The 20,743-nt window shown below is 42.5% G+C and carries 28 protein-coding genes and 2 pseudogenes; 3 read left to right on the top strand and 27 right to left on the bottom strand.

The window, feature by feature from the left end:
* Nucleotides 1-261: 261 nt before the first annotated feature.
* The 3 genes and pseudogenes from L1D23_RS22050 to L1D23_RS22045 all read right to left on the bottom strand — a co-directional run bounded on the left by L1D23_RS22050 (nt 262) and on the right by L1D23_RS22045 (nt 1,663).
* Nucleotides 262-690 (bottom strand): hypothetical protein, encoded by a 429-nt coding sequence (locus L1D23_RS22050; protein WP_239871840.1) that lies wholly within the window; start codon nt 688-690, stop codon nt 262-264.
* 136 nt (nt 691-826) lie between these two features.
* A complete protein-coding gene (locus L1D23_RS22340; protein WP_345779118.1) occupies nt 827-1,108 on the bottom strand; it encodes a CPCC family cysteine-rich protein in 282 nt (93 codons plus the stop codon).
* A gap of 134 nt (nt 1,109-1,242) precedes the next feature.
* Nucleotides 1,243-1,663 (bottom strand): annotated as a pseudogene (locus L1D23_RS22045) (GNAT family N-acetyltransferase).
* A 237-nt stretch (nt 1,664-1,900) separates the two neighbouring features.
* Between L1D23_RS22045 and L1D23_RS22040 the strand changes: the two are divergent.
* Nucleotides 1,901-2,140, top strand: a complete 240-nt coding sequence (locus L1D23_RS22040) for an RNA-binding protein (protein ID WP_239871837.1) — start codon at nt 1,901-1,903, stop codon at nt 2,138-2,140.
* 37 nt (nt 2,141-2,177) lie between these two features.
* Here L1D23_RS22040 and L1D23_RS22335 read toward each other — a convergent pair whose 3' ends face one another.
* The 13 genes from L1D23_RS22335 to L1D23_RS21975 form a co-directional block, all read right to left on the bottom strand.
* Nucleotides 2,178-2,330 carry a hypothetical protein gene (locus L1D23_RS22335; protein WP_345779117.1) on the bottom strand — a complete coding sequence of 51 codons (153 nt, stop codon included), beginning with the start codon at nt 2,328-2,330 and terminating at the stop codon, nt 2,178-2,180.
* Nucleotides 2,331-2,777: 447 nt separating this feature from the next.
* A complete protein-coding gene (locus tag L1D23_RS22030; protein WP_239871834.1) occupies nt 2,778-3,185 on the bottom strand; it encodes a VOC family protein in 408 nt (135 codons plus the stop codon).
* An 8-nt stretch (nt 3,186-3,193) separates the two neighbouring features.
* Nucleotides 3,194-3,334 (bottom strand): hypothetical protein, encoded by a 141-nt coding sequence (locus L1D23_RS22025; RefSeq protein WP_239871831.1) that lies wholly within the window; start codon nt 3,332-3,334, stop codon nt 3,194-3,196.
* A 451-nt stretch (nt 3,335-3,785) separates the two neighbouring features.
* Nucleotides 3,786-4,205, bottom strand: coding sequence for a hypothetical protein (locus L1D23_RS22020; protein WP_239871828.1), 420 nt, complete (start codon nt 4,203-4,205; stop codon nt 3,786-3,788).
* Nucleotides 4,206-4,389: 184 nt separating this feature from the next.
* On the bottom strand, nt 4,390-4,914 hold the full coding sequence (locus tag L1D23_RS22015; protein WP_239871825.1) for a hypothetical protein: 525 nt from the start codon (nt 4,912-4,914) through the stop codon (nt 4,390-4,392).
* 631 nt (nt 4,915-5,545) lie between these two features.
* Nucleotides 5,546-5,881 carry a hypothetical protein gene (locus tag L1D23_RS22010; RefSeq protein ID WP_239871822.1) on the bottom strand — a complete coding sequence of 112 codons (336 nt, stop codon included), beginning with the start codon at nt 5,879-5,881 and terminating at the stop codon, nt 5,546-5,548.
* 136 nt (nt 5,882-6,017) lie between these two features.
* Entirely contained in the window at nt 6,018-6,341 is a 324-nt protein-coding gene (locus tag L1D23_RS22005; RefSeq protein WP_239871819.1) for an MFS transporter permease, read from the bottom strand.
* A gap of 139 nt (nt 6,342-6,480) precedes the next feature.
* Nucleotides 6,481-6,828 (bottom strand): DUF5992 family protein, encoded by a 348-nt coding sequence (locus L1D23_RS22000; protein WP_050778615.1) that lies wholly within the window; start codon nt 6,826-6,828, stop codon nt 6,481-6,483.
* A gap of 167 nt (nt 6,829-6,995) precedes the next feature.
* Nucleotides 6,996-7,367 carry a RidA family protein gene (locus tag L1D23_RS21995; protein WP_239871816.1) on the bottom strand — a complete coding sequence of 124 codons (372 nt, stop codon included), beginning with the start codon at nt 7,365-7,367 and terminating at the stop codon, nt 6,996-6,998.
* 150 nt (nt 7,368-7,517) lie between these two features.
* Nucleotides 7,518-7,811, bottom strand: a complete 294-nt coding sequence (locus L1D23_RS21990; RefSeq protein WP_239871814.1) for a hypothetical protein — start codon at nt 7,809-7,811, stop codon at nt 7,518-7,520.
* Nucleotides 7,812-7,813: 2 nt separating this feature from the next.
* Nucleotides 7,814-7,957, bottom strand: coding sequence for a hypothetical protein (locus tag L1D23_RS21985; protein ID WP_239871811.1), 144 nt, complete (start codon nt 7,955-7,957; stop codon nt 7,814-7,816).
* Entirely contained in the window at nt 7,944-8,090 is a 147-nt protein-coding gene (locus L1D23_RS21980) for a hypothetical protein (protein WP_239871809.1), read from the bottom strand. The genes L1D23_RS21985 and L1D23_RS21980 overlap by 14 nt, the downstream gene beginning before the upstream one ends.
* Nucleotides 8,091-8,755: 665 nt before the next feature.
* Nucleotides 8,756-9,112, bottom strand: a complete 357-nt coding sequence (locus L1D23_RS21975; protein WP_239871807.1) for a PilZ domain-containing protein — start codon at nt 9,110-9,112, stop codon at nt 8,756-8,758.
* Nucleotides 9,113-9,410: 298 nt separating this feature from the next.
* Here L1D23_RS21975 and rarD point away from each other — a divergent pair, with 298 nt between their 5' ends.
* Complete coding sequence (gene rarD / locus L1D23_RS21970) at nt 9,411-10,301, top strand: EamA family transporter RarD (RefSeq protein WP_239871804.1); 891 nt, start codon at nt 9,411-9,413, stop codon at nt 10,299-10,301.
* Nucleotides 10,302-10,323: 22 nt separating this feature from the next.
* Here rarD and L1D23_RS21965 read toward each other — a convergent pair whose 3' ends face one another.
* The 10 genes from L1D23_RS21965 to L1D23_RS21920 form a co-directional block, all read right to left on the bottom strand.
* Entirely contained in the window at nt 10,324-11,742 is a 1,419-nt protein-coding gene (locus tag L1D23_RS21965) for a basic amino acid/polyamine antiporter (RefSeq protein WP_239871801.1), read from the bottom strand.
* Between the two features lie 331 nt (nt 11,743-12,073).
* Nucleotides 12,074-12,298 (bottom strand): hypothetical protein, encoded by a 225-nt coding sequence (locus L1D23_RS21960; protein WP_239871798.1) that lies wholly within the window; start codon nt 12,296-12,298, stop codon nt 12,074-12,076.
* Between the two features lie 86 nt (nt 12,299-12,384).
* Nucleotides 12,385-12,861 (bottom strand): Dps family protein, encoded by a 477-nt coding sequence (locus L1D23_RS21955; protein WP_239871795.1) that lies wholly within the window; start codon nt 12,859-12,861, stop codon nt 12,385-12,387.
* Between the two features lie 369 nt (nt 12,862-13,230).
* Nucleotides 13,231-13,569 (bottom strand): DOPA 4,5-dioxygenase family protein, encoded by a 339-nt coding sequence (locus tag L1D23_RS21950; protein ID WP_239871792.1) that lies wholly within the window; start codon nt 13,567-13,569, stop codon nt 13,231-13,233.
* 77 nt (nt 13,570-13,646) lie between these two features.
* Nucleotides 13,647-14,285: a response regulator transcription factor gene (locus tag L1D23_RS21945; protein WP_239871789.1), complete on the bottom strand. Its 639-nt coding sequence runs from the start codon at nt 14,283-14,285 to the stop codon at nt 13,647-13,649.
* Complete coding sequence (locus L1D23_RS21940; protein ID WP_239871786.1) at nt 14,278-15,633, bottom strand: cache domain-containing protein; 1,356 nt, start codon at nt 15,631-15,633, stop codon at nt 14,278-14,280. The genes L1D23_RS21945 and L1D23_RS21940 overlap by 8 nt, the downstream gene beginning before the upstream one ends.
* Nucleotides 15,634-15,712: 79 nt before the next feature.
* Nucleotides 15,713-16,996 carry a TRAP transporter large permease subunit gene (locus L1D23_RS21935; RefSeq protein ID WP_006958853.1) on the bottom strand — a complete coding sequence of 428 codons (1,284 nt, stop codon included), beginning with the start codon at nt 16,994-16,996 and terminating at the stop codon, nt 15,713-15,715.
* 10 nt (nt 16,997-17,006) lie between these two features.
* Nucleotides 17,007-17,546: a TRAP transporter small permease subunit gene (locus L1D23_RS21930; protein ID WP_006958854.1), complete on the bottom strand. Its 540-nt coding sequence runs from the start codon at nt 17,544-17,546 to the stop codon at nt 17,007-17,009.
* A 138-nt stretch (nt 17,547-17,684) separates the two neighbouring features.
* The gene (locus L1D23_RS21925) at nt 17,685-18,776 is read right to left on the bottom strand and encodes a TRAP transporter substrate-binding protein (RefSeq protein WP_239871783.1); all 1,092 of its coding nucleotides are present in this window, start codon (nt 18,774-18,776) and stop codon (nt 17,685-17,687) included.
* Nucleotides 18,777-19,209: 433 nt separating this feature from the next.
* Nucleotides 19,210-19,581: a MarR family transcriptional regulator gene (locus L1D23_RS21920; RefSeq protein WP_239871780.1), complete on the bottom strand. Its 372-nt coding sequence runs from the start codon at nt 19,579-19,581 to the stop codon at nt 19,210-19,212.
* A 221-nt stretch (nt 19,582-19,802) separates the two neighbouring features.
* Between L1D23_RS21920 and L1D23_RS21915 the strand changes: the two genes are divergently transcribed.
* Nucleotides 19,803-20,474 carry a DUF2982 domain-containing protein gene (locus L1D23_RS21915; RefSeq protein ID WP_239871778.1) on the top strand — a complete coding sequence of 224 codons (672 nt, stop codon included), beginning with the start codon at nt 19,803-19,805 and terminating at the stop codon, nt 20,472-20,474.
* Between the two features lie 34 nt (nt 20,475-20,508).
* Here the strand turns inward: L1D23_RS21915 and L1D23_RS21910 are convergent.
* Nucleotides 20,509-20,743 (bottom strand): annotated as a pseudogene (locus tag L1D23_RS21910) (IS4 family transposase); the annotation flags it as partial.

Below are 20,743 nucleotides of genomic sequence, written 5' to 3'. Positions count from 1 at the left end.
GTATTGCGACTTCGAAAGTCAACACCATATATACTTCTCGCTCGTTGCATTGCTTCTGACTTTTTCATGATTCATGTCCTATCCTTGGATACAAATCAATTATAGCAACTGATTGAATACAACTTACCTAGCGCCATAACGCCGCGTTAAGGGGTGCCGGCACGCAATACAAAAGCCTCTGCAATGCACCGTAAACACTGAACCAAACGCATACTAAAAATGACACGCGTGCCAAATCCCACTTGAACGCTTTGTTATGCTTTACTCACATGAAGTCTTTTCAAAAGAAACTAATTGCTCTCCGTCACTAAACCGGTATATATATCGAATTTTCCCACCATGCTTAATAAAAGCACTAATAGGGTTACCTTCATCGCACAATATACTCATACTTTTAGGTAATGACTTTTCGAAGTCTGACAATTCAAGACCATTTTCAGCATAAAAATTAACAAGATATTCTTTATCAACATGGAGTTGCAAATCAAATTGAACTGTAGTTTCAAATGCCATAACTGATTCAAATGACATACTGTTATCCACTTGCATCGGTAAGCTCGGAGCAATTTCACTGGCTATGTATTCTCCATTGGCACACACATCATAACCACTCGAATTAGGTATACATATTGTTTGCGCAAAAGATGGTATCGATATTAATACAGCCAATAGGTAGATAATTTTATACATACAACTCCTCGGAAGCATAACGCCGCATTAAGGTGTGAGCAACGTTACCACAAAATTTAACCACACCACCGTAAACACTAAGCCCAACGACGGAATGAAAAATGCCAAGCGTTGGGAATCACTCTTAAATGCTTGGTTATATTTTGTTCCTTGAGACCACTCGATATTCTAAATAGTAGTTTCGTAAATTTGTATCGGTTTTACTAGGAGATCGACAATGTCGCAAATCCTTTTGTTCAGCTGCTCCAAACACCAAGAAGTTAAATCTTGCTTCACTCAATGAAACACCGTCCTGCCCATCATCTTCCCAAAAACAGATTTCACATATTTCATACTCAGCAGGCTTTCCAATAGTCGCGTACCCACAACAAGGGCATGCATACAAAGTATCCTTAGCTTGCTCTCGAATTTTACTCATGTAGCCCCCAGAAATATAACGCCGCGTTAATGGGCAGACAACGCTGACACAAACTTAAACTATTGTGGCATAAACACTAATGCCAAGCTGTGAGCCAAAACTGCCAAGCGTTGACTGTCCTATTGAACGCTTTGTTAGCCGCCTTGAACGCCAATCATAGAAAAATGGTGACTAGCTATATTAAAAGTAGAACTTATGTGCTGAAAAGCGCTGGACTCCAGAATCTAGGTGTATTTGTTCACAGCCGCTTTCTAAAGCATATGCTTTAAACCAGTCCATGATAAACTTACCTACTCCACGCGAACGAAATTGGGCATTAGTCACCAAATCTTCAATGTAAATATGCTTACCCCAAGCCAACTTTTCACCTACGCTAAACCCTGCTGCTGCAAGTACACCTTCAGACGATTTCACATAAACGACTTGGTAACCATTTGATTGCTGCTTCTCAAGCTGAGCAGCTAAGGTATCTAAGTCGTAATTTGGGCGAAGTTGCAGCAACACCTCTAGAACTAACTCATAATCAGAATTTTTCGCTAAAAATTGGACTTCCATGTTTTCTCCATTTTGACGGCTAACGCCGCGTTAAGTAGTGAGCAACGCCCCCCTACCTAAACCATTGTGCCGTAAACACTAAATTCAAAGCAAACCGAAAATGCCGAGCGTTGCGAATCTGTCTTAAACGCTTTGTTAGGTGCAATTTTCCAATATTTTACCAAACCCCAAACTTTTCTTGGTTTGCTAGTCCATACCTGACACAATTGAGCCGAAAATTATACTAGGCAAAATATTATGAAACTTTTAGTCCGCAATCTAGCGCGAACCACAACAGAACACGAAGTTCGAGTTCTATTCTCTGCTCACGGTACTGTTACCCAATGTGATTTGGTTCTAGATCAGGAGACAGGACAATCTAAGGGATTCGCTTTCCTTGAAATGCCTGATGAGAACGAAGCTAAGGCTGCTTTAAATAGCCTAAACCTGACAAGCGTAGCCAAGAGCAAGATTCGAGTTAAGTTCTCTCAAAACTAAAACCAGACTAAGGGGCCCATTCAAAAAGGCTCCCTTTTCAATTCTTCCGCTTTGCACCTAACGCCCTTGCTAAGCGGCTACCAACAATACCACAAAACTCCAGCAAACCACCGTAAACACTAAACATAACCAGACACAAAACCGCCAAGCGTTGGTTGTCCGTCTTGAGCGGATGGTTAGGTATGCTCATTACGAGTGTCTTTGCTCGCTGGTGCTATAGGACTAACCCATGAAACACCAAAGCCAACTGCACCGCAATAACCACCAAAGCCGAACAACAACCACGTCACCATTTTTGCGGTGTTTTACTGAAGCAAAAAAGCTAACCAAATTGACATAACGAACTTTCAATGAACAAGCTCGGCCAAGAGCACTGAAAACGGAAAACACTCGGCCACTAACATCAAAACTTGCCAGTTGAATGAAACTCTCTCCTGAAAATGTTCGAGCCACATGGCCGCTGAGATTCGCGACAAACAAGATTATTGAAGTGGCTGAACGCCAAACTACAAACCCGTGCAAACTTAAAGCAACCTAACGCCGCATTATGGTGTGAGCGACGCTTGGCTATACTTGAGCGAAGCGAAACTGCCAAGCGTTGCGAATCACTCTTAAATGCTTTGTTATGTGAATTCTGTCAACGGACGTCCTGACAGAACCTAAACAAGTACCCGTCTGGTGATTGCACGATAAACTGCTTTTGAACAACGGACTTAGTACCACATTCATACGATTTAGATTCGAGTGCTAGATAAATTGACTCATTAGATTTCGAACACACTTCACGATATAAGCGTTCAATGTCATTAACGTCCCACTGAAAGTTCATACCACGGCCCAGCGGGAATTCTGGATTACCAGTGATCCACTTACGGCTTTGACTGGATAAACCTTCTAACATTAAATCGACACCATCGAATGTTAAATATACAAACTGTTCTTCTGGCCTTTCGTATTTGATGGCAAAACCAAGAATATCTGTGAAGAAAGCCTTACTTACATTTATATCGAAACAATACAATTCTGGAACTACTCGTAATGTCATGATTTTCCCTATTCACATAACGCCCTTGCTAAGCGGCAACCAACAATAACACAAAACTCAAACAAACCACCGTAAACACGATACCCAACTAGACACAAAACCGCCAAGCGTTGGTTGTCCGTCTTGAGCGGATGGTTAGGTATGCTCACTACAAACACCTTTGCTAGCTTGACCTATAGGACTAAGCCATGAAACTACAAAGCTCAATGCACCGCAACAACTACCAAAGCCGAACAACAACCACGTCACTATTTTTGCGGTGGTTCGCTGAAACAAAAAAACTAACCGAATTGAGATAACGAACTTCCAACGAACAAACCTAGCCTAGAGCACTTAAAACGGAAGACTCTCAGCCACTAACATCAAAACTTGCCAGTTGAATGAAACTTTTTCCTGAAAATGTTCGAGCCACATGGGCACTGTTCACTAGCGATAACAAAAGGAGCCGAAGTGGCTGAGCGCTAAACTAAAAAAACGTACAAACCCAAAGCAACCTAACGCCGCGTTAAGGCGTGACGTAATGCGTGCCATACTGTGAGCGAAGCGAAACTGGCACGCGTTGCGGAATCGCTCTTGAACGCTTTGTTAGGTGTGTAGCTACTAGTTGAACGTATATAACCTTACTTGGGATGCCAAGGAACTAATACATTCCTGCACTTTATTTTCCTTATACCAAAAAATAAATGTATAGTCGTACGTCTCTTTGATTAATAAATCCAAACTAGGAATAAATATTTCCACAAAATCTCCACCCTCAAAGCTACAAGGATAGTCAGACAAAAAAGAGTCAATATTATTTATTTTGTGCAAAGTTCTCGAATCCCATTCAGCTCTATATATGTCGTATTTTGAGTACAATAGTCGTATTAATTGTTTGAAACGCTCAACCTCATAGGCATCAACTTGATTAAGCTTATAAGCTTCTTCTCTAGTTAACCAGCCACGCCATAGTGAGATAAACCCCTGAGAAAGCACCGATTTAATTTCGTCATTTTCATCGTAGAAATCAGATATTTTCAAAATGCCCTCCGAACACCTAACGCCCTGCTAAGTGGCTGACAACATAACATAAAACGTAAACATGCCACCGTAAACACTGAACAAACTTTGAAGTAAGTTCGCCGAGTGTTGGCAGTCCGCCTTAAGCAGTTTGTTATGCACGAAAGCGAATTAACTTGATATGCCAATACTATTTGCATTTGTTTTAATTAACATTATCTTTATGGTGTTTGTGATATCTACGTAAGAACTTTTCACTGGCTTGACTCTTAAATAAGTAGCAAGACATAGCTAATAGAGAAACTAATATTAATGCAATAACTGTATTTACAATTACTTCATTGGTCGCGGTTACTCTAACTAAAAAAAACAACAGCATAGAAACGCCGTATCCCACAATACTCTTCTTCGCCCATTTATCCTTGAAAATAAACTTTACAAAGTCAAACTCAGTAATAAATAAACTTGCTATAGATAATGCAACGAGCATTAAAGCTAATAGATTACCATTGAATGCAAAGACAACGATAAACGCTGGAGTATAACAAAACGCAATAATTTTCTTATCTAGCAATGCTCTAAAGCTTCTAAGTTCGTATCCACTAGGATCTTTTCGCGCATCAATCTCATCAGGTGTTGCATATGCAGAGCATCCGCAAGTTGTACATATGTCAGTACCTGCTTGGTTCACATTTGAACATTGGTTACAAACCCAATTGTACTTAATCATTGTTCTCTCATTAAATAATTCAGGGAAACAGCGTATAGTTGGATATATTCCTATAGTGCATAACGCCCTTGCTAAGCGGCTACCAACAATAACACAAAACTACAGCAAACCACCGTAAACACTAAGCATAACCAGACACAAAATCGCCAAGCGTTGGTTGTCCGTCTTGAGCTGATGGTTAGGTATGCTCATTACGAACACTTTAGCTAGCTTGAGCTATAGGACTAACCCATGAAGCACCAAAGCTAACTGCACCGCAATCACCACCGAAGCTGAATAACAGCCACGTCACCATTTTTGCGGTGGTTCACTGAAGCAAAAAAACTAACCGGATGTATACAGCGAACTTTCAACGAACAAACTTGACCAAGAGCACTTAAAACGAAAAACACTCAGCCACTAACATCCAAGCTTGCCAGTTGAATGAAACCTTCACCTGAAAAAGTTCGAACCACGTGGCCGCTGAGGTTCACTACAAATACGATTATTGAGGTGGCTGACTGCCAAACTAAAAAACAGTGCAAACTTAAAGCAACCTAACGCCGCATTAAGGTGTGAGCAGCGCTGGGCTATACTTGAGCGAAGCGAAACTGCCAAGCGTTGCGAATCACTCTTAAATGCTTTGTTATATTTATTTGGCGAGGATGTACTTTAAGTTTTCAACTCCCCCTCTGAGAGTACAACTATTTGTTCCAGATACCACAACTGTTTTTTTTGCAGCATAAGCTGTAAGGACTAGACTTAACGTCATTTGTCCCTCTGGCGTCGTTCCATCGAAAACGTAGTTGTACCATTGATTTGTGTGACATTCAGGCAAACTAGATGGATTAGTATCCACCGTAATTAGAACTTGTTTTCCAAATTCAGGGCCAGATAAAACTCGTTTTATCGTTGTCTCGCTGGTCTCACTTGCCAACGTTAAACTTGGCAAAAGATAGGTTAGTAAAAATAAATTTATTTTATTCATATATATCTCGTTCATTTCGTATATAACGCCTTGCTAAGTTGCAGCTAACGAACACAATACCGAAGCAAAGCCACGTAATCACTAAACTCAACCAAACCAAAATCGCCGAGCGTTAGCTGTCGACTTGAGCAATTTGTTATAAAACAATTTCTACCACTGGCACTAAAACGTGTAACACTAACGCTACTACAGCAAAAATGAACAACCATTGAGACAGATTACTAAAGCGACGAAACGTACTGTATCGTTTCAAGAGCGAGTCAATTTCGTCAGCCAGACCATGATATGCCACTGCCCATATAGAGTTTAAAATTAAAGCTGAGGCAAAAAAGATAGTCGCAAAGAACAAAAACAGGCTTGAAAAGATCAAATCAATTTTATCAATTACACCTAAAAAATAAGCAAAGCTAGCACCTGTAAAGGCTGTGTGAATCCATTTTCCATATTCAGAATTTTCCATGTAGCCTCCTTGTTTTATAACGCCGCGTTAATGGGCAGACAACGCTGCCACCAACTTAAACCATTGTGCCATAAACGCTAATGCCAAACTGTGAGCAAAACTTCCAAGCGTTGGTTGTCCAATTGAACGCTTGGTTATATTATTTACTGATTGATATGAAGTCTGCACCCGTGCATGAGTTGTCAGCGTAATTGTGAATTCTCACGCTTTTCCCTGTTGTTAAGGCGGTTAGAGCTAAGGAAAATGACTGATTATATGACGCAATAGAATTAAATTTCGCTTCTGGAAAATATATCCATTGCTTGGCTGTAGGAGTTCCAGCACATACTCCATTACCACCATCGATTAATACTGCAAAGCTTTTACCTCCATTAGTTGCATTTGATGCTACTTCTAACAACTGCACATCTTTTACCAATTGACCGGCAACACCTAAACTCGATATAGAAATAATCGCAGTAGCTAAAATCAATTTTCCAAAATTCATTAAATTAGTCTCCATACAAGATCGTATCGGCAATATAACGCCGCATTAAGGGGCAGTAACGCGCTGCCACCAAACTTAAATTTACCACCGTAAACACAAATACCAATATTTGAGCCAAAATCGCCACGCGTTAACTGTCCCTCTTGAACGCTTTGTTATGTTCGAACTTATAGCGCCACGATAGCCTCTATTTCTATGTGTAAGTCCGGATGGATTAAATTTGAGACTTCCACAAGAGAACAAGCAGGCAAATGACCATCATAGAATTCAAATAGTAGTTCTCTAACGCTGGCTAACATACTTATGTCGCGAACAAAGATTGTAATTTTGACCAGGTCGCTTTTTGATCGCTGCTCAAGTCTTAGTATCTCGGAGATTTGACCGAGAATTTCTTTACTTTGAGCGAGCATATCCAAAGATTGAGAGTCCGTTCCATAAGCGGTAAGCCCTGATACAAAGAGCATTTTATTATATTTCATAGCGTGAACGTAAGGACCTGCAATTTGAGGTAATCCTTCGTAATTTACCCTTTCGACCACTTTATTTCTCCCTAGAACATAACGCCGCGTTAAGTAGTGAGCAACGCCACCACTGAACCTAACCATATTACCTTAAACACAAAACCCAACGATGGAATAAAAAATGCCATGCGTTGGGAATCTGTCTTAAACGCTTTGTTATGTGGTAGGTCAAAGGTGATTTTCTACACTCAGGCACAGAGCTGCAAGATTATTGTCAAAGATTTGAACAGAATCTTCAGGAACTATAGGTTCTAACATTTTCCAACTATCATCTTCCCAGAGCTCAACCGAGCCAAAACATTCCTCACCATCCCACTGAATCATAAACCTCGAATCGTTTGAAGCATAAATACTATGTATGGAGCCACAAGAGTCTAAGTCAGTATCGGGTTTCACTTCTTTGAAGCCTACTTCAACTAGGATTTCAGCTACTCTACTCTTTAACTTGTAATACTCATGCATTCTCATGTACCACATAACGCCCTTGCTAAGCGGCTACCAACCATACCACAAAACTCAAACCAACCACCGTAAACACTAAACATAACCAGACACAAAACCGCCAAGCGTTGGTTGTCCGTCTTGAGCTGATTGTTAGGTATGCTCATTTTGAATGCCTTTGCTCGTTGGTGCTATAGGACTAAGCCACGAGACACCAAAGCCAACTGCACCGCAATTACCACCGAAACTGAATAGCAATAGCAGGTTGTCCGTCTTGAGCTGATTGTTAGGTATGCTCATTTTGAATGCCTTTGCTCGTTGGTGCTATAGGACTAAGCCACGAGACACCAAAGCCAACTGCACCGCAATTACCACCGAAACTGAATAGCAATCACATCACTTTTTTTTGCGGTGGTTCACTGAAGCAAAAAAACTAACCGGATGGAGATAGCTAACTTTCAACGAACAAGATTGGCCAAGAGCACTTAAAACCAGAAAACACTCAACCACTAACGTCAAAGCTTGCCAGTTAAAGAAACTTTCACCTGAAAATCTTCGAGCCACGTAGCTGCTGAAATTCGCGACAAACGAGATTATTGAAGTGGCTGAGCGCTAAACTAAAAACCGTACAAATCCAGAGCAACCTAACATTTGTATACTGCGCGAGCTCTGTTTTAAACACCCAATTTTCGATGAACCTCTCTGATTCCTATACAGAAAATGCTAGAAAAACTGTAAAACAAAATGCGCGTGCGTATTTTGACTGCGCAGTATATCTTAATTACTTTTTGTAACTTATTGAATTTTAAAATCACTTATCATTTGTCACAAACATAAATGAGCGTCATCGTGTGTATGATCACTTTTGTTATTAAATTCTTTGTTCTTCCAGATGCAGATATAAAACCGCCGCATAGTTTATGCGGCGGTTTCACTATTTGCTTCGCTATAGGAGATGAAGCTCGTTAAGCCACTTCAGTCGTTGGACGAGAGAAATACGCTGGGTACTTCTGGCGAATATGGCGCTGCTCTTCAACCATATTCTTAAAAGATGGACCTTTTCTGAGCTTAACAATTACCTCATTTTGGTCGAATCGTAGCACACTGCCCTCAAAGGCCACTTGCTTGTTGTTATGCAAATGAATCGTCCCAGACATTGCTAGCCCTTTATACCAATTGGTAAAGGTATTTTTGACCACTCGGATACCACCCTCAGACACTTCGGTGACGTGAAATAGTTCGTTAGAAATACGCACTGAAGGCCTTGCTCTTCTTGGGTACTTCAATCGATAAAATTTACGCTTTTGTTCAAAATCACTCATTAACTTTCTCCTATAACTCCGAGTGATAACGTCCCGAAGAGTCTTATCTTTCTGGTGATTCTAGGGTCAACCAGATAAATCTAATTTTAAGATAATATAATTGTCGGCTATCAAAAGAAAATCTTTAGCCGCTAGTTGTGAGCCTGGGATATTTCAGCATACTATTCAGATCGCAATATATAATCATAAGCATTTGATTTTAAATAAGTAAAATTAACACCCCCAATCATAACAAATCTCTTTACAATACGAGGTTTTGCTCATACATTGCACGCATCAAAATCGCTAGGTGTATTCCATGTCACAAGAACGTACTGGTAACTGGATGGCTGCTCTTTCATTCCTTTTATGGGGATTGTTACCACTCTATTATCAATATTTGCCTAATGCGGCTTTGGACGAGTTACTCACCGTTCGACTAGTTGCCTCTGTACCCTTTGGTATACTGATCGTGCTGTTTGTCACAAAAAAGTGGCCTAATTTTACAGCTATTTTTAGTGATCACCGCTCTTTAGTCATCACACTATTGGGCAGCACTCTAATGTCAATTTCTTGGTGTGCATTCACATGGGCGATGACAAATGATCGCGTGATTGATGCCAGTTTAGGCTTTTTCATCAGTCCACTAACAATAACAGCCTTGGGGGTATTCGTGTTAGGTGAAAAACTCTCACTTGGCAAAAAAGTGGCATTAGTATTAGCGACGGCAGGATTAAGTTATCAAGTCATGCAATATGGGCAAATACCTGTTATCGCACTGACTATGGCCATTTTCTTTACACTGTATGGTTGGTGTAAAAAGAAGATTCAATACGAATGGAGCACATGCCTGTTAGTCGAAGCCTTAGTGTTGCTGCCCTTTGCACTTGGCTATCTCACTTTCAAAGAACTCACTGTTGGTACTGAATCACTGAACTCAGGTTGGTCAACCTTTGCACTTTATATTGGCTCAGCTCCTGCAACCCTCGTTCCTTTGTTGTTTTACTCTTTAGCGATTCGTTGGACCAGTATGTCAACGGTCGGATTAATGCAATACATTGAACCGTCAATTCAATTTCTATTAGCAATATATCTCTTTGGTGAAATCTTTGATGAAGTCAAACTAATCAGCTTCAGCCTGATATGGACCGGTTTGCTTTTCACCATTGCAGAAAGTGCCAAAAACCGAATGATACTGAAACGCTCATAAAATCCCCCCTCCGGGGGATTTTTTAAAATGAAAGATGAAGCGTTCCTTGCCAAAGCAATCCGACAGCCAAAACAGCAGCTACACTCAACACACTAGCACCAAGTTTCTCTTTACCTTCAAACGGGTTGATCCCCTGCTCTTTCTTGGCCTGAATGTAAAAATACAGACCCGGCACATAAAGAATCGCCGAAAGAAGTAGGTAATTGAGCCCAGATGCATACAGTAGCCACAGACCATATAACGTAGCGCCAATACCCACAGCAAGTAAGCTACCTCGGCTTTTTTGTGTTATCGCTAATTTAAGTACGTAGGCACCGACCAAAAAATATGGTACTAAGATCATTTCAGAAGCAATGATCAACAAGGTATCGTACGTGCTGCCTGCAAACATCACCAAAATCAGAGAGATCTGAACCCAAATATTGGTCAAGGTTAGCGGCTTTACCGGGCTACCAGCTTTATTCAACTTCGCATAACTGGCCGGGAACATTTTCTCTTTTGCACACAGATAAGGTGCTTCTGAAGCTAAAACCGTCCAACTCAAGAATGCACCACACACAGACACGAGCAAGCCGACACTGATTATGTATTGACCCCATGGCCCGAGAATATGAGTCAGCACTTTTGCCATTGACGGGTTTTGATAGTGCGCCAACTCTGTTGGCTTAATGACTCCCATAGAGAGCAAAGTCACCAACACATAGATAGATAAGGCAGTCAGCAGCCCCAGTATTGTTGCACGTCCAATATCTTTGCGGTTACGAGCCCGACTGGATACTACCACCGCACCCTCAATACCAATGAACACCCAAACTGTCACTAGCATAGTACTTTTTACTTGATCCCATAGCGTATGCGCATCACCAAAATGGAGACCACTGAAGTCAATCGTGAATGTGTCCCAGCTAAACGCAAACATTGCACAGAGTATAAACACCACCAGCGGTACAAGCTTCGCGTAAGTCGTTACCATATTAATCAAAGCGGCCGTTTGCACACCACGTAGGACTAATGCATGTACCATCCACAAAAGCATGGATGCCCCTAAAATAGATACCCAAGTATTACCCTGGCCAAAGATCATGTTGTCAGGTGTGTCAAACAGCATGCCTAAGGTACTAAACACAATAACCAGATAAGAAACGTTGGCCAACATCGCACTTAGCCAGTAACCCCATGCAGAGCAGAAGCCGACAAAATCTCCAAAGCCTTCTTTTGCATAACCAAACACCCCGCTTTCAATCTGAGGTTTATGAGAAGCCAGCTTTTGGAATGAGAATGCAAGAAAGACCATGCCAATACCAGTAATCGCCCAGCCAATCATGACTGCCGCAGGGCTTGCAACAGAAGCCATGTTTTGTGGCAAGCTAAATACGCCTGCACCGATCATTGAACCAATGACGATCGCAGTGAGAGAGCTCAACCCAAGTTTGTTATTCATTGTTGTTCCGGATTATAAATTCAATGGTTTCGGAAATGGTCATATTACGGAGAAACTGCAATAAGAGGCAGAGTGGTTGTGACTTCTATCGCAAAGAAAAGCGAATAATCAGACACTTCATTGCTGCCGATCAAACCAAATCCAAATCTTAATATTTAATTCCAGTAATTAAAATATAATTAGAATTTAAAACCACAAAAATAGCAATAAAACAGCCCACAACCTCAACAAAAAGCCCACTAAATAGCAAATTGCACTTTAAAAAGAAAAGGTCGCTTGGGGAATAAAAGAAGACAAAAGCAGGACCTAAAGAGCCCTGCTTTATACTGGGTTAGTGATGAGAGCCAGACGAGTCAAATCCGAAGTCCGACTGCTGGTAAATGTCCGACAAAGCCTTTTCTTTCTTAGACTTCGCCGAACTCCTTGAAGTCCCTGTGTGGTGTACATCCTGTGACTCCAAAGCCTTTTCATGTGCTTTTGCCGATCGAATAAATTCTGGGTTGTTAAGCGCCTCCTGACGCAGGCGATTAACACGTTCAAGGGTTTCCCACAACATAACTCACCTCCAGACTCTGTATTTATATACAGTATAGATAACCTCACTAATATCTCAAGAAAACACTGTCTATTTGAACAGTTATTTTACTGCAAATAGGCGTTAAGCATCCACATCAGCTTTTCTTGCTCTCGAATATAGTCTCCCATTAGGGCTACCGTACCTTCATCTTCTGCTTCTTCTGCTTGGTTTAAAATCGCGCGTTGCTGAGTCAGTAACGTGCTAAAACCATGAACAAGACCTCTCACACATTCTTTACCTGTTGTCGCATTTTGGTGTTCTTCAATGCCACTCTTTGCTAAATACTGGCTAAAACTGTGGTCTGGCGCTGAGCCAATAGTCAGAATACGCTCTGCTAGCTCATCAATTTTGGCTTGAAGATCGGTGTAGATCTCTTCAAATTTCAAATGCAGTTCAAAGAATTGCTGACCTTTGATGTTCCAGTGATAACCGCGGGTGTTCATATAAAGCACTTGATAGTGCGCTAACAACGCATTCAACTCGGTCGCCAGTACTTGTGATTTTTCGTTGTTTAGGCCAATTAAGTTAACTTGGTTTGTCATAGTGCATTCCTCATCACAATCAATGTTTTTGGCTGTTGCCTTTCAATGATTTAACTATACTCACTCCTAATAGATAGTTAAAAGCGTTCATTTCTATAGATTTAATAGGCAATTCCTATAAACACTCAGTCTAATAGTGAGCAGCCTCTACCCTCTGTAGAAGTGAACTAGCGTTACTCTGAAGCTGTAGTGCAATTATGAAGATAATGGCTAAATAAGGGCTTGTGCGGGTAAAAGAGCACTTTAACCGCGAGCAAGTTGAAATAGTAGGAATGACAGAAATGATAGCTCTCATTTCTGTTCCTCAATGTACACAATGAGTTTACGTCACGCTTGTTGTACTTGGGTATTGAATGAAAGGTGTATCCACTAAAGCGAAGAGAGATCCAACTCAACAGGTTTGCCCAACCAATAAGCAAATTCGGTATGATCTTTGAGGTCATTACCCGTCAATGCGTGAACTAAAATCGGTAACTCCCCACGGGATTTATCTAACCAAGGGATTAAAACATCAAAGTCATCTGCCGTAAACGTCACAGAAAAGCTCCACATGGTATGAGGGCCAACCAGTTTCTGATTAAATCGCCCGACAGACAAGTCAAATTCACGACTGATTTGATCCCTCAAGTCAGAAGCGAAATCGTTGCTGTTGGCGTCAAAATAGACGTGTGCGTGGTAATCTTGATGGATATTTTTTGGATAAGTCATAATAATCTTCATTGAACGTGTTCGAAAACACGATCCTGCCACGTTATTTAGTTAACTTGTGAATGCTGATGCGGTTGCTAACCCAATAGCCCTTGTTCGACAGCATATTTGGCAAGCTCTGCAGTGCTGTGTATATCTAGCTTCTGCTTGATGTTTTGCCGATGGGTTTCCACGGTGCGGTAACTAATACTCAGCAAAGCGGCGATTTTCTTACTACTGTTTCCTTCCGCAACCAATTTAAGAACGGCTTCCTCGCGTCGACTGAGAGGGTTAGGTTTTTGCGCAGCGGGAATCACTTCTTGAGAAAACAAAGTCTGTGTCACGGATTCGCAAAAATAGGTCGAGCCTTGATAGACCGTTTTAATCGCCTGCACCATGCGACGGGCACAAATCTCTTTCAGCATGTAGCCAACAGCGCCAGCCTGCATCACCTTCATGATGTATTCGCGGTTATCATGCATGGTCAGCATCAACACCTTAATCTCTGGCAGCTCTTCCTTGATTAGACGCGTGGCATCGATGCCGTTCATTAATGGCATACTCACATCCATCAACACAACGTCTGGCGTTAGCTCCTTAACCTTTTCAATCGCCTCCAAGCCATTGCTGGCCGAGCCAATCACCTCTATTTCTGGTTCCAGTTGGAGCCGAGCGATAAATCCATCTAAGACGACCTGATGATCGTCGACTATCACCACTGTGATCGGTTTATCCATAAACTAGTCCATCTAATTTCAACAGTACGGTAATCTCCGTACCAAACCCTGGTTCGCTTTCGAGCTCAAAATCGCCACCCAAAAACTCTACTCGCTCACGCATATTGCGTAAACCAATACCCGACTTTCTTAGCGTTGAGCCTACATCAAACCCGACACCATCATCACGTATGATCAGTTGAAGCATGTCGCCCAATTGCTGCAGTATCACCGTCACCTGCTTGGCTTGGGAGTGCTTCTCTATATTAGTCAGCGACTCCTGTGCCACTCGGTAAAGCGTGGTAGCTACCTCTGATTTTAGCCTGCTCTGACTGGTTGACAATGACGCCTCAACATCGACGCCAGAATGCGCTTTAAAGTCCGTCAGCAAAGTCGTCATCGCAGCCTCAAGGCCAATATCATCCAGCGCACTAGGCCTTAACTGATGCGAAATATGTCGAACTTCATTAATCGCTGTCATAAGAGAATTTTGCGATTTAGCCAGATGCTGCTTTTGTGTTTCGTCATCAAGTTTGGTGCCAAGCAACTCCAAGTGACATTTGCTTGAGATCAGAAGCTGGTTAATACCATCGTGAAGCTCCCTCGCTAGGTGCTTTTTCTCATCTTCCTGAAACATCACAGTTTTATGCGCCAGCTCTTTTAAGCTCTTATCTGCCAGTCGATGCTCATGTAAATTGACCGCTAATGTCAAAACCAGAATCACCGCGACGGTCACCACAACAATCACAATAAGTGAAAAGAAGGTCGTCTCGATGTTATCGTTGACCGCCAATTGGAGGTTTGCCACTTCTTCAGTGACATCTTCAATGTACAAACCCGTACCGATCATCCAGTTCCATTTGCTTAACCAAGCCGCGTAACTCAGTTTAGGAACGCTTTCTCCTGTGGATGGCTTTTGCCACAAATATTGATGAAAACCACCACCGGATTTTGCCTGCGCCAGTAAAGATTCAATTAAGTGGTTACCGTTTTCATCCTGAATGTGTAGCAGGTTTTGCCCCACCAATTCGGGCATAATTGGGTGAACCAGATTGGTCCCGTTCTTGTCGTAAACAAAGAAGTAGCCATCAGTTCCATATTGCAGACGACTGATGATCGCTTTGACCTGCTCCTTTGCCTGATGCTCTTCGATATTAGGATCATTATAGATGTGTTCAATGGCATCAAAGGCCAAATCAACCAGATCCTTGAGCGCCGATTCTTTTGACTTAATGAGGCTGGAATGGAAGATTTTCACTTCTTTGTCACCCAGCGTTTTGGTTTGGTAGATAGCGATCCAACTTGTCAGCGCCATCACTAACAATAGCGGCAACAAGCTCAACAAAATCAACTTAGCTTTTAGAGGCATTCCTTCTCCCATACTAAAAAGCTGCCCATACGAGCAGCTTTACTTTAGCAAGAGTTGTTACATTTCTGTAATCGGGTGATCACATTCCATAGAATCCAGGGAAGACTAACAGTGACGCCAGCACTAGGATCTGAATACCGATGAATGGCATCACGCCTCGGTATATGTCTCGAGTTGTCACCCCTTTTGGTGCTACACCTTTGAGATAAAACAGGCTGAAACCAAATGGGGGAGTCAGGAAGGAGGTCTGCAGGTTCATCGCAATCAAGATCGCAAACCAAGTCATGTTTATACCCATAATCTCGGCAACGGGTGCGATGATTGGAACGATGATAAAACAGATTTCCACAAAGTCGATGAAGAAGCCCAGAACCAGAATCACCAACATAGTGATGATCAGGAAGCCCCATTTCTCGCCCGGTATTTGTAGCATCCACTCTTCAACCAGGTAGTCACCACCCGTGTAAGTAAATGCCATAGAGAACGCTGTGGCACCGAGCAGAATCGCAAACACCATAGCGGTTACTTTGACCGTCTCTTTCGACGCTTCGTACACCATGTTCCAGCTGAATTGCTTGTAAAGCAGAGACAGCACTATCGCACCTGCTCCACCAAGCGCGGCAGATTCTGTTGGTGTCGCGACACCAGCAAAGATGGAGCCGAGTACCACTACGATAAGCGCAAGTGGCGGGATCACAGCTTTAAGCGCAGTGATGACTTCCTGCTTACGGCTTACCGATTCATCACGCGGAATTGGCTGCGCAGCTTCTGGATTCAGTTTGGCGTAAATCAGAATATAGAGAACGTAAGCGCCAACTAAAACGAGCCCCGGCCAAACTGCCGCCTGAAACAAATCTCCTACTGGCACACCTAACACATCGCCAAGAAGAATTAAGACGATAGAGGGTGGAATGATTTGGCCTAACGTACCTGAGGCACAAATCGTTCCGCACGCTAACCCTTTATCGTAGTTGTACTTAAGCATAACTGGCAGAGAGATAAGCCCCATTGCTACAACAGAGGCACCAACAACGCCTGTAGAAGCTGCCAGCAAAGCACCCACTAACACGGTAGAAATCGCGATACCACCGCGCACACCGCCAAACAGCTTACCCATGGATTCAAGCAGCTGTTCCGCTAGACGTGTTTTTTGCAGAACCAAACCCATGAAAACGAACAATGGCACTGCCATCAATACCGTGTTTTCCATGATGGATTGGATGCGATATGGCATGAAAGCAAACATATCCATGCCTTCGGCCCAGACGCCGAATATCAGTGCAATACCACCAAAGGTGAACGCAACTGGGAAGCCAAGCAGCAAAGCAAACAAGGCAACAAAAAACATTACAATACCGACCATTTTTGTCTCCTTACTTTTGCTCTGTTGAGTTGGCGTAAATTAAATGCGGGTTAAAAATCTTATTGAGAGAATGAAGCAGTAATCCAACACCACTTATTGCCATAAACATAAACGACAATGGAATCATGGCTTTAATTACCCAGCGATAGGGTAAGCCACCTGGATCACCAGACGTTTCACCTAGGGCAAAGCTCTCTTTAGCGAAATCAACGCCGTACCAAGCCACCAGCAGACAAAACGGAAAAAGAAAAACGATGGTACCGATTAAATCAATGATCGCCTGTGCTCGATGAGACAAGCGCTCGTAAAAAAGGTCTACCCTGACATGGCCACCCGCTTTAATGGCATAAGGTACACCTAGAAGGAATACGGCAGAGAACAAGTGCCATTCCATTTCCTGAAATGCAATGGAAACATCATTAAACACGTAGCGCATCACCACATCGTAAACGACATTTGCGAGCAATAAGATAAACAGGATACTCGACAGCCATCCTAGGAAATCGCCGAAGCGATTAAAGATGCGCTCTATATAGATTAGATTTCTCATTCCCTACTCCATGGAACTTTGAAATAACTCCGCTTGGCCGAAGCCTGCGGAGCTTTGTTATAGACTCTTCAAATTATAAGAGAGTTTTCTTGGGCTTCTCGTTGCCAGCTCAATCAAACTGGCAACGAATTTTTATGATTATTGTTGTGCCTGACTGTTCAGGTATGCGCGGTGCGAGATGTCAGACCAAGGACGAATTTGCTCGATGTAAGCAGCCTGAGACGCTTGGATCTCTTTTGCCATTTCATCTTTGTCAGCATGTTCTTTAAGCAGGCGCTCGTTAGCTTCGCGAAGTGCTGTCATGACTTCTGTTGGGAAATTTTTCACCTGCACATTTGGATATTCGGACTTGATTGACGCCCAGTTCTTACCACTTTCGTGTTTAGACTGAGTATACATATCATAAGCCGCAGTCTTCATGGCAACCTGAAGAATCGCTTTCAGATCGTCAGGCAGACGGTTCCAAGTGCGCTTATTGATCAGGAATTGCAGCTCTGTACCTGGCTCATGCCAACCTGTGTAGTAGTAAGGTGCAATCTTGTGGAAACCCATACGCAGGTCAAGTGATGGCCCTACCCATTCAAGTGCATCGATAGTACGGCGCTCAAGCGAGGTATATAGCTCACCCGGTGCGATGTTGGTTGGTTTTGCACCCAGCTCTGCCAGAATCTCACCGGCAAATCCAGGAATACGCATCTTCAGACCTTTTAGGTCATCAACCGAGTTGATCTCTTTCTGGAACCACCCCCCCATCTGAGTATCTGTGTTACCACCTGGGAAAGACATCAGGTTATGAGGTGAATAGACTTTCTCCATTAACTCCATACCACCACCGTAATAGAACCAAGCGTACTGCTCTGTCGGCAGCATACCAAATGGCATCGAGGTGAAATAAAGCGTATTAGGCACTTTACCTTTCCAATAGTAAGACGCAGAGTGCCCCATGTCATACTGGCCCGATTTCACCATGTCAAACACGCCCAGTGGTGCTTTGTGCTTATTTGCAGAGTCGATTCGAATCTGAAGGCGGCCATTAGACATTTCTTCCGCCATCTTCGCCATGTTTTTGGTTGCGTCACCAAAGATTGGGAAGTTTGGCCCCCAAGTTTCCGCCAGCTTCAAGCGGTACACTTTTTCAGCAGCATTCACTGATGTCGCAGCAACAGCTAGTACTGCTGCCATAGCCGTACCTTTCAGTACTCGTTTCAAAGATTGTCTGATTAGACTCATGTTCACGTCCTTTGTTAGATTCAGCAACTTTCCAGCTACTTTTTACTCAAGCAAAGAGTGGTTCATCTAATCAGTTTTAGAAATAAGCGTGAACACGGAGAAAAATTAACAATGTCGTTTGCTATTTGACTTGTTAATTACGTATTTATACGTAGGCCAAAGTGCAATGAAGATTTTTAATCATTAACAATCAATCTATTACATAGAGGCGAAATATGAGTTTATTTCAATAATACGTAGACAACGATACGTGATACGGATAGGTGGGGATTTTTTATAAATGTGACAAATGTTAAATATTGATAGATATAGCGATAACTGACCAGATATTATTCTCAAAATAACAGCGCCCCGACATTAAAGTCGGGGCACTTCTATTCGTTCTCAACAACAGAGTGCTCTGCTGTTCAAAAGAGCGCTATAACAGTATGAATTAAAGGGCTTTATAGATAACTTTGTTACCTGCTAGCTGCTCTTTTGCCACTAGGTTTTCTTCTAGCAGTTTTTTCAACGCGCCCGTCGCCCATGAAGCAGCTTTGGCTTCTTCTTGGCCCGCGGCAAGACCAATGCCTTTCGGGTTAATGCCTTCTGCATTGGCAACAACAATATCTAACACTTGTTGTTGTTTAGGAGTCAGTGCAACGCTAACTTCTTTAGTCGCAACAACTTTCTCCGCTGCTGATGCTACAGCTACTTTTTTCTCAACTACAGGCTTAGCTTTCTTAGTTGCTTCTACGTTTGCAACTGTCGCCTTAACGCGTTTTTGCAATTTCATCTGCACTTTACGCTTATGAGCAAGTCTCATCGAGTTTCTCTCCATTTCACTGCATACGGAGCAGTGGTGAAAATTTGAAGCGCGATTTATACCAAAATTTTGTGGCTATTTACAGGGTATAAGGGGCTTTATCGAGCAAAAATGCGTGATATGCTGTCATCAGACTACAATTTAATCAGTGCTGATTATGATCCTTTTCATAACTACTGAATATATAAACAGAGGTTTGGGTCATTGCTAGGGAGTCGTAAATGCAGACGTTGCATCTTACCAATCAACCTATCCGGCTTTCTTCACCGTTAGCCAAAATCATTGCGACTATCGCATCTATTATAATGATTTCTCTTGTTATGTTTTCACCAGACTTTCAACAAGCCCTTTTAACGCTGGTGGTGATTTTATCGCTGGTTGGTTTTGGCTACCTGATGATTCTTAAAGGCACAGTTTCCTACACGTTGACGGCTACACATTTTCAGCAGCACTTGTTCAACGGAGGTTGGGTAGTGAAATGGAATAACGTCAGCAAAATTGGCATCTGCCACTATGATCAAGAAGGCTGGCAACAACCTTTGCCTTGGATTGGCATTAAACTCAAACACTACTCCCCTTATCTGGATAGCATCTGCCCTCGAATCGCCACAGAAATCCTTCTCAGCCAAAGAGCGCTGCTGTATCTCGGTGCCAAGCAAAGTCAACAGGGCATTCAGTTTGAAGACATCGTCTTGGACTCCCAACCTTACAAGAACTCAACAGGAGAAGAGTATTCAGGTTTACAAGCGATGCTCGCTAATCGCATGCGATACCAGAGAAACTACTTTGATTACGATATTTTCATTTCTGCTCATGACTTGGATCGACCGGCTGAAGAGTTTGTCGGGCTTGCAAGGCGATATCTTGCGGCTGCAGAGCCTGAAGAAGGTTAAGAATAACAAAAGGTCGCGCGAGGCGCAACGTAGTTCACTTAAGAGGAGCTGCGTTGCGATTAACCGGATAGCGGGTCTTTGATATTTTTACCGCCCTAGGCCGATTTGGCTTATGGCGTTTGTCTATAAAGAGGATAGATAAATCTCCTCGAAGGCTCTTTAAGCGTTTCGGCGTGTTACCTAAAGACACCGCTTTACTCATCATTTTGAGCTGGCTGGCTATAAATTGGCAAGCGTACTTAAAGCTGATTTCATTAGGTAAGGGTAAG

Source organism: Vibrio sp. Isolate24 (genome assembly GCF_022398215.1).
Taxonomy (GTDB): domain Bacteria; phylum Pseudomonadota; class Gammaproteobacteria; order Enterobacterales; family Vibrionaceae; genus Vibrio; species Vibrio coralliilyticus_A.
Note: the sequence above shows the minus strand (reverse complement) of the source record. Positions and strands in the feature narration are given on the sequence as shown.

Excerpts from the sequence above, each read along its gene's own strand:
- L1D23_RS21925 (WP_239871783.1), bottom strand. The coding sequence starts at position 18,776 with ATGAGTCTAATCAGACAATCTTTGAAACGAGTACTGAAAGGTACGGCT.
- L1D23_RS21930 (WP_006958854.1), bottom strand. The coding sequence starts at position 17,546 with ATGAGAAATCTAATCTATATAGAGCGCATCTTTAATCGCTTCGGCGAT.
- L1D23_RS22335 (WP_345779117.1), bottom strand. The coding sequence starts at position 2,330 with ATGAGCATACCTAACCATCCGCTCAAGACGGACAACCAACGCTTGGCG.
- L1D23_RS21920 (WP_239871780.1), bottom strand. The coding sequence starts at position 19,581 with ATGAGACTTGCTCATAAGCGTAAAGTGCAGATGAAATTGCAAAAACGC.
- L1D23_RS21945 (WP_239871789.1), bottom strand. The coding sequence starts at position 14,285 with ATGGATAAACCGATCACAGTGGTGATAGTCGACGATCATCAGGTCGTC.
- L1D23_RS21975 (WP_239871807.1), bottom strand. The coding sequence starts at position 9,112 with ATGAGTGATTTTGAACAAAAGCGTAAATTTTATCGATTGAAGTACCCA.
- L1D23_RS21950 (WP_239871792.1), bottom strand. The coding sequence starts at position 13,569 with ATGACTTATCCAAAAAATATCCATCAAGATTACCACGCACACGTCTAT.
- L1D23_RS22050 (WP_239871840.1), bottom strand. The coding sequence starts at position 690 with ATGTATAAAATTATCTACCTATTGGCTGTATTAATATCGATACCATCT.
- L1D23_RS22015 (WP_239871825.1), bottom strand. The coding sequence starts at position 4,914 with ATGATTAAGTACAATTGGGTTTGTAACCAATGTTCAAATGTGAACCAA.
- L1D23_RS22010 (WP_239871822.1), bottom strand. The coding sequence starts at position 5,881 with ATGAATAAAATAAATTTATTTTTACTAACCTATCTTTTGCCAAGTTTA.
- L1D23_RS21965 (WP_239871801.1), bottom strand. The coding sequence starts at position 11,742 with ATGAATAACAAACTTGGGTTGAGCTCTCTCACTGCGATCGTCATTGGT.
- L1D23_RS21940 (WP_239871786.1), bottom strand. The coding sequence starts at position 15,633 with ATGCCTCTAAAAGCTAAGTTGATTTTGTTGAGCTTGTTGCCGCTATTG.
- rarD (WP_239871804.1), top strand. The coding sequence starts at position 9,411 with ATGTCACAAGAACGTACTGGTAACTGGATGGCTGCTCTTTCATTCCTT.
- L1D23_RS21955 (WP_239871795.1), bottom strand. The coding sequence starts at position 12,861 with ATGACAAACCAAGTTAACTTAATTGGCCTAAACAACGAAAAATCACAA.
- L1D23_RS21990 (WP_239871814.1), bottom strand. The coding sequence starts at position 7,811 with ATGCATGAGTATTACAAGTTAAAGAGTAGAGTAGCTGAAATCCTAGTT.
- L1D23_RS21980 (WP_239871809.1), bottom strand. The coding sequence starts at position 8,090 with ATGAGCATACCTAACAATCAGCTCAAGACGGACAACCTGCTATTGCTA.
- L1D23_RS21935 (WP_006958853.1), bottom strand. The coding sequence starts at position 16,996 with ATGGTCGGTATTGTAATGTTTTTTGTTGCCTTGTTTGCTTTGCTGCTT.
- L1D23_RS22005 (WP_239871819.1), bottom strand. The coding sequence starts at position 6,341 with ATGGAAAATTCTGAATATGGAAAATGGATTCACACAGCCTTTACAGGT.
- L1D23_RS22000 (WP_050778615.1), bottom strand. The coding sequence starts at position 6,828 with ATGAATTTTGGAAAATTGATTTTAGCTACTGCGATTATTTCTATATCG.
- L1D23_RS22040 (WP_239871837.1), top strand. The coding sequence starts at position 1,901 with ATGAAACTTTTAGTCCGCAATCTAGCGCGAACCACAACAGAACACGAA.
- L1D23_RS21960 (WP_239871798.1), bottom strand. The coding sequence starts at position 12,298 with ATGTTGTGGGAAACCCTTGAACGTGTTAATCGCCTGCGTCAGGAGGCG.
- L1D23_RS22030 (WP_239871834.1), bottom strand. The coding sequence starts at position 3,185 with ATGACATTACGAGTAGTTCCAGAATTGTATTGTTTCGATATAAATGTA.
- L1D23_RS21915 (WP_239871778.1), top strand. The coding sequence starts at position 19,803 with ATGCAGACGTTGCATCTTACCAATCAACCTATCCGGCTTTCTTCACCG.
- L1D23_RS22340 (WP_345779118.1), bottom strand. The coding sequence starts at position 1,108 with ATGAGTAAAATTCGAGAGCAAGCTAAGGATACTTTGTATGCATGCCCT.
- L1D23_RS21985 (WP_239871811.1), bottom strand. The coding sequence starts at position 7,957 with ATGAGCATACCTAACAATCAGCTCAAGACGGACAACCAACGCTTGGCG.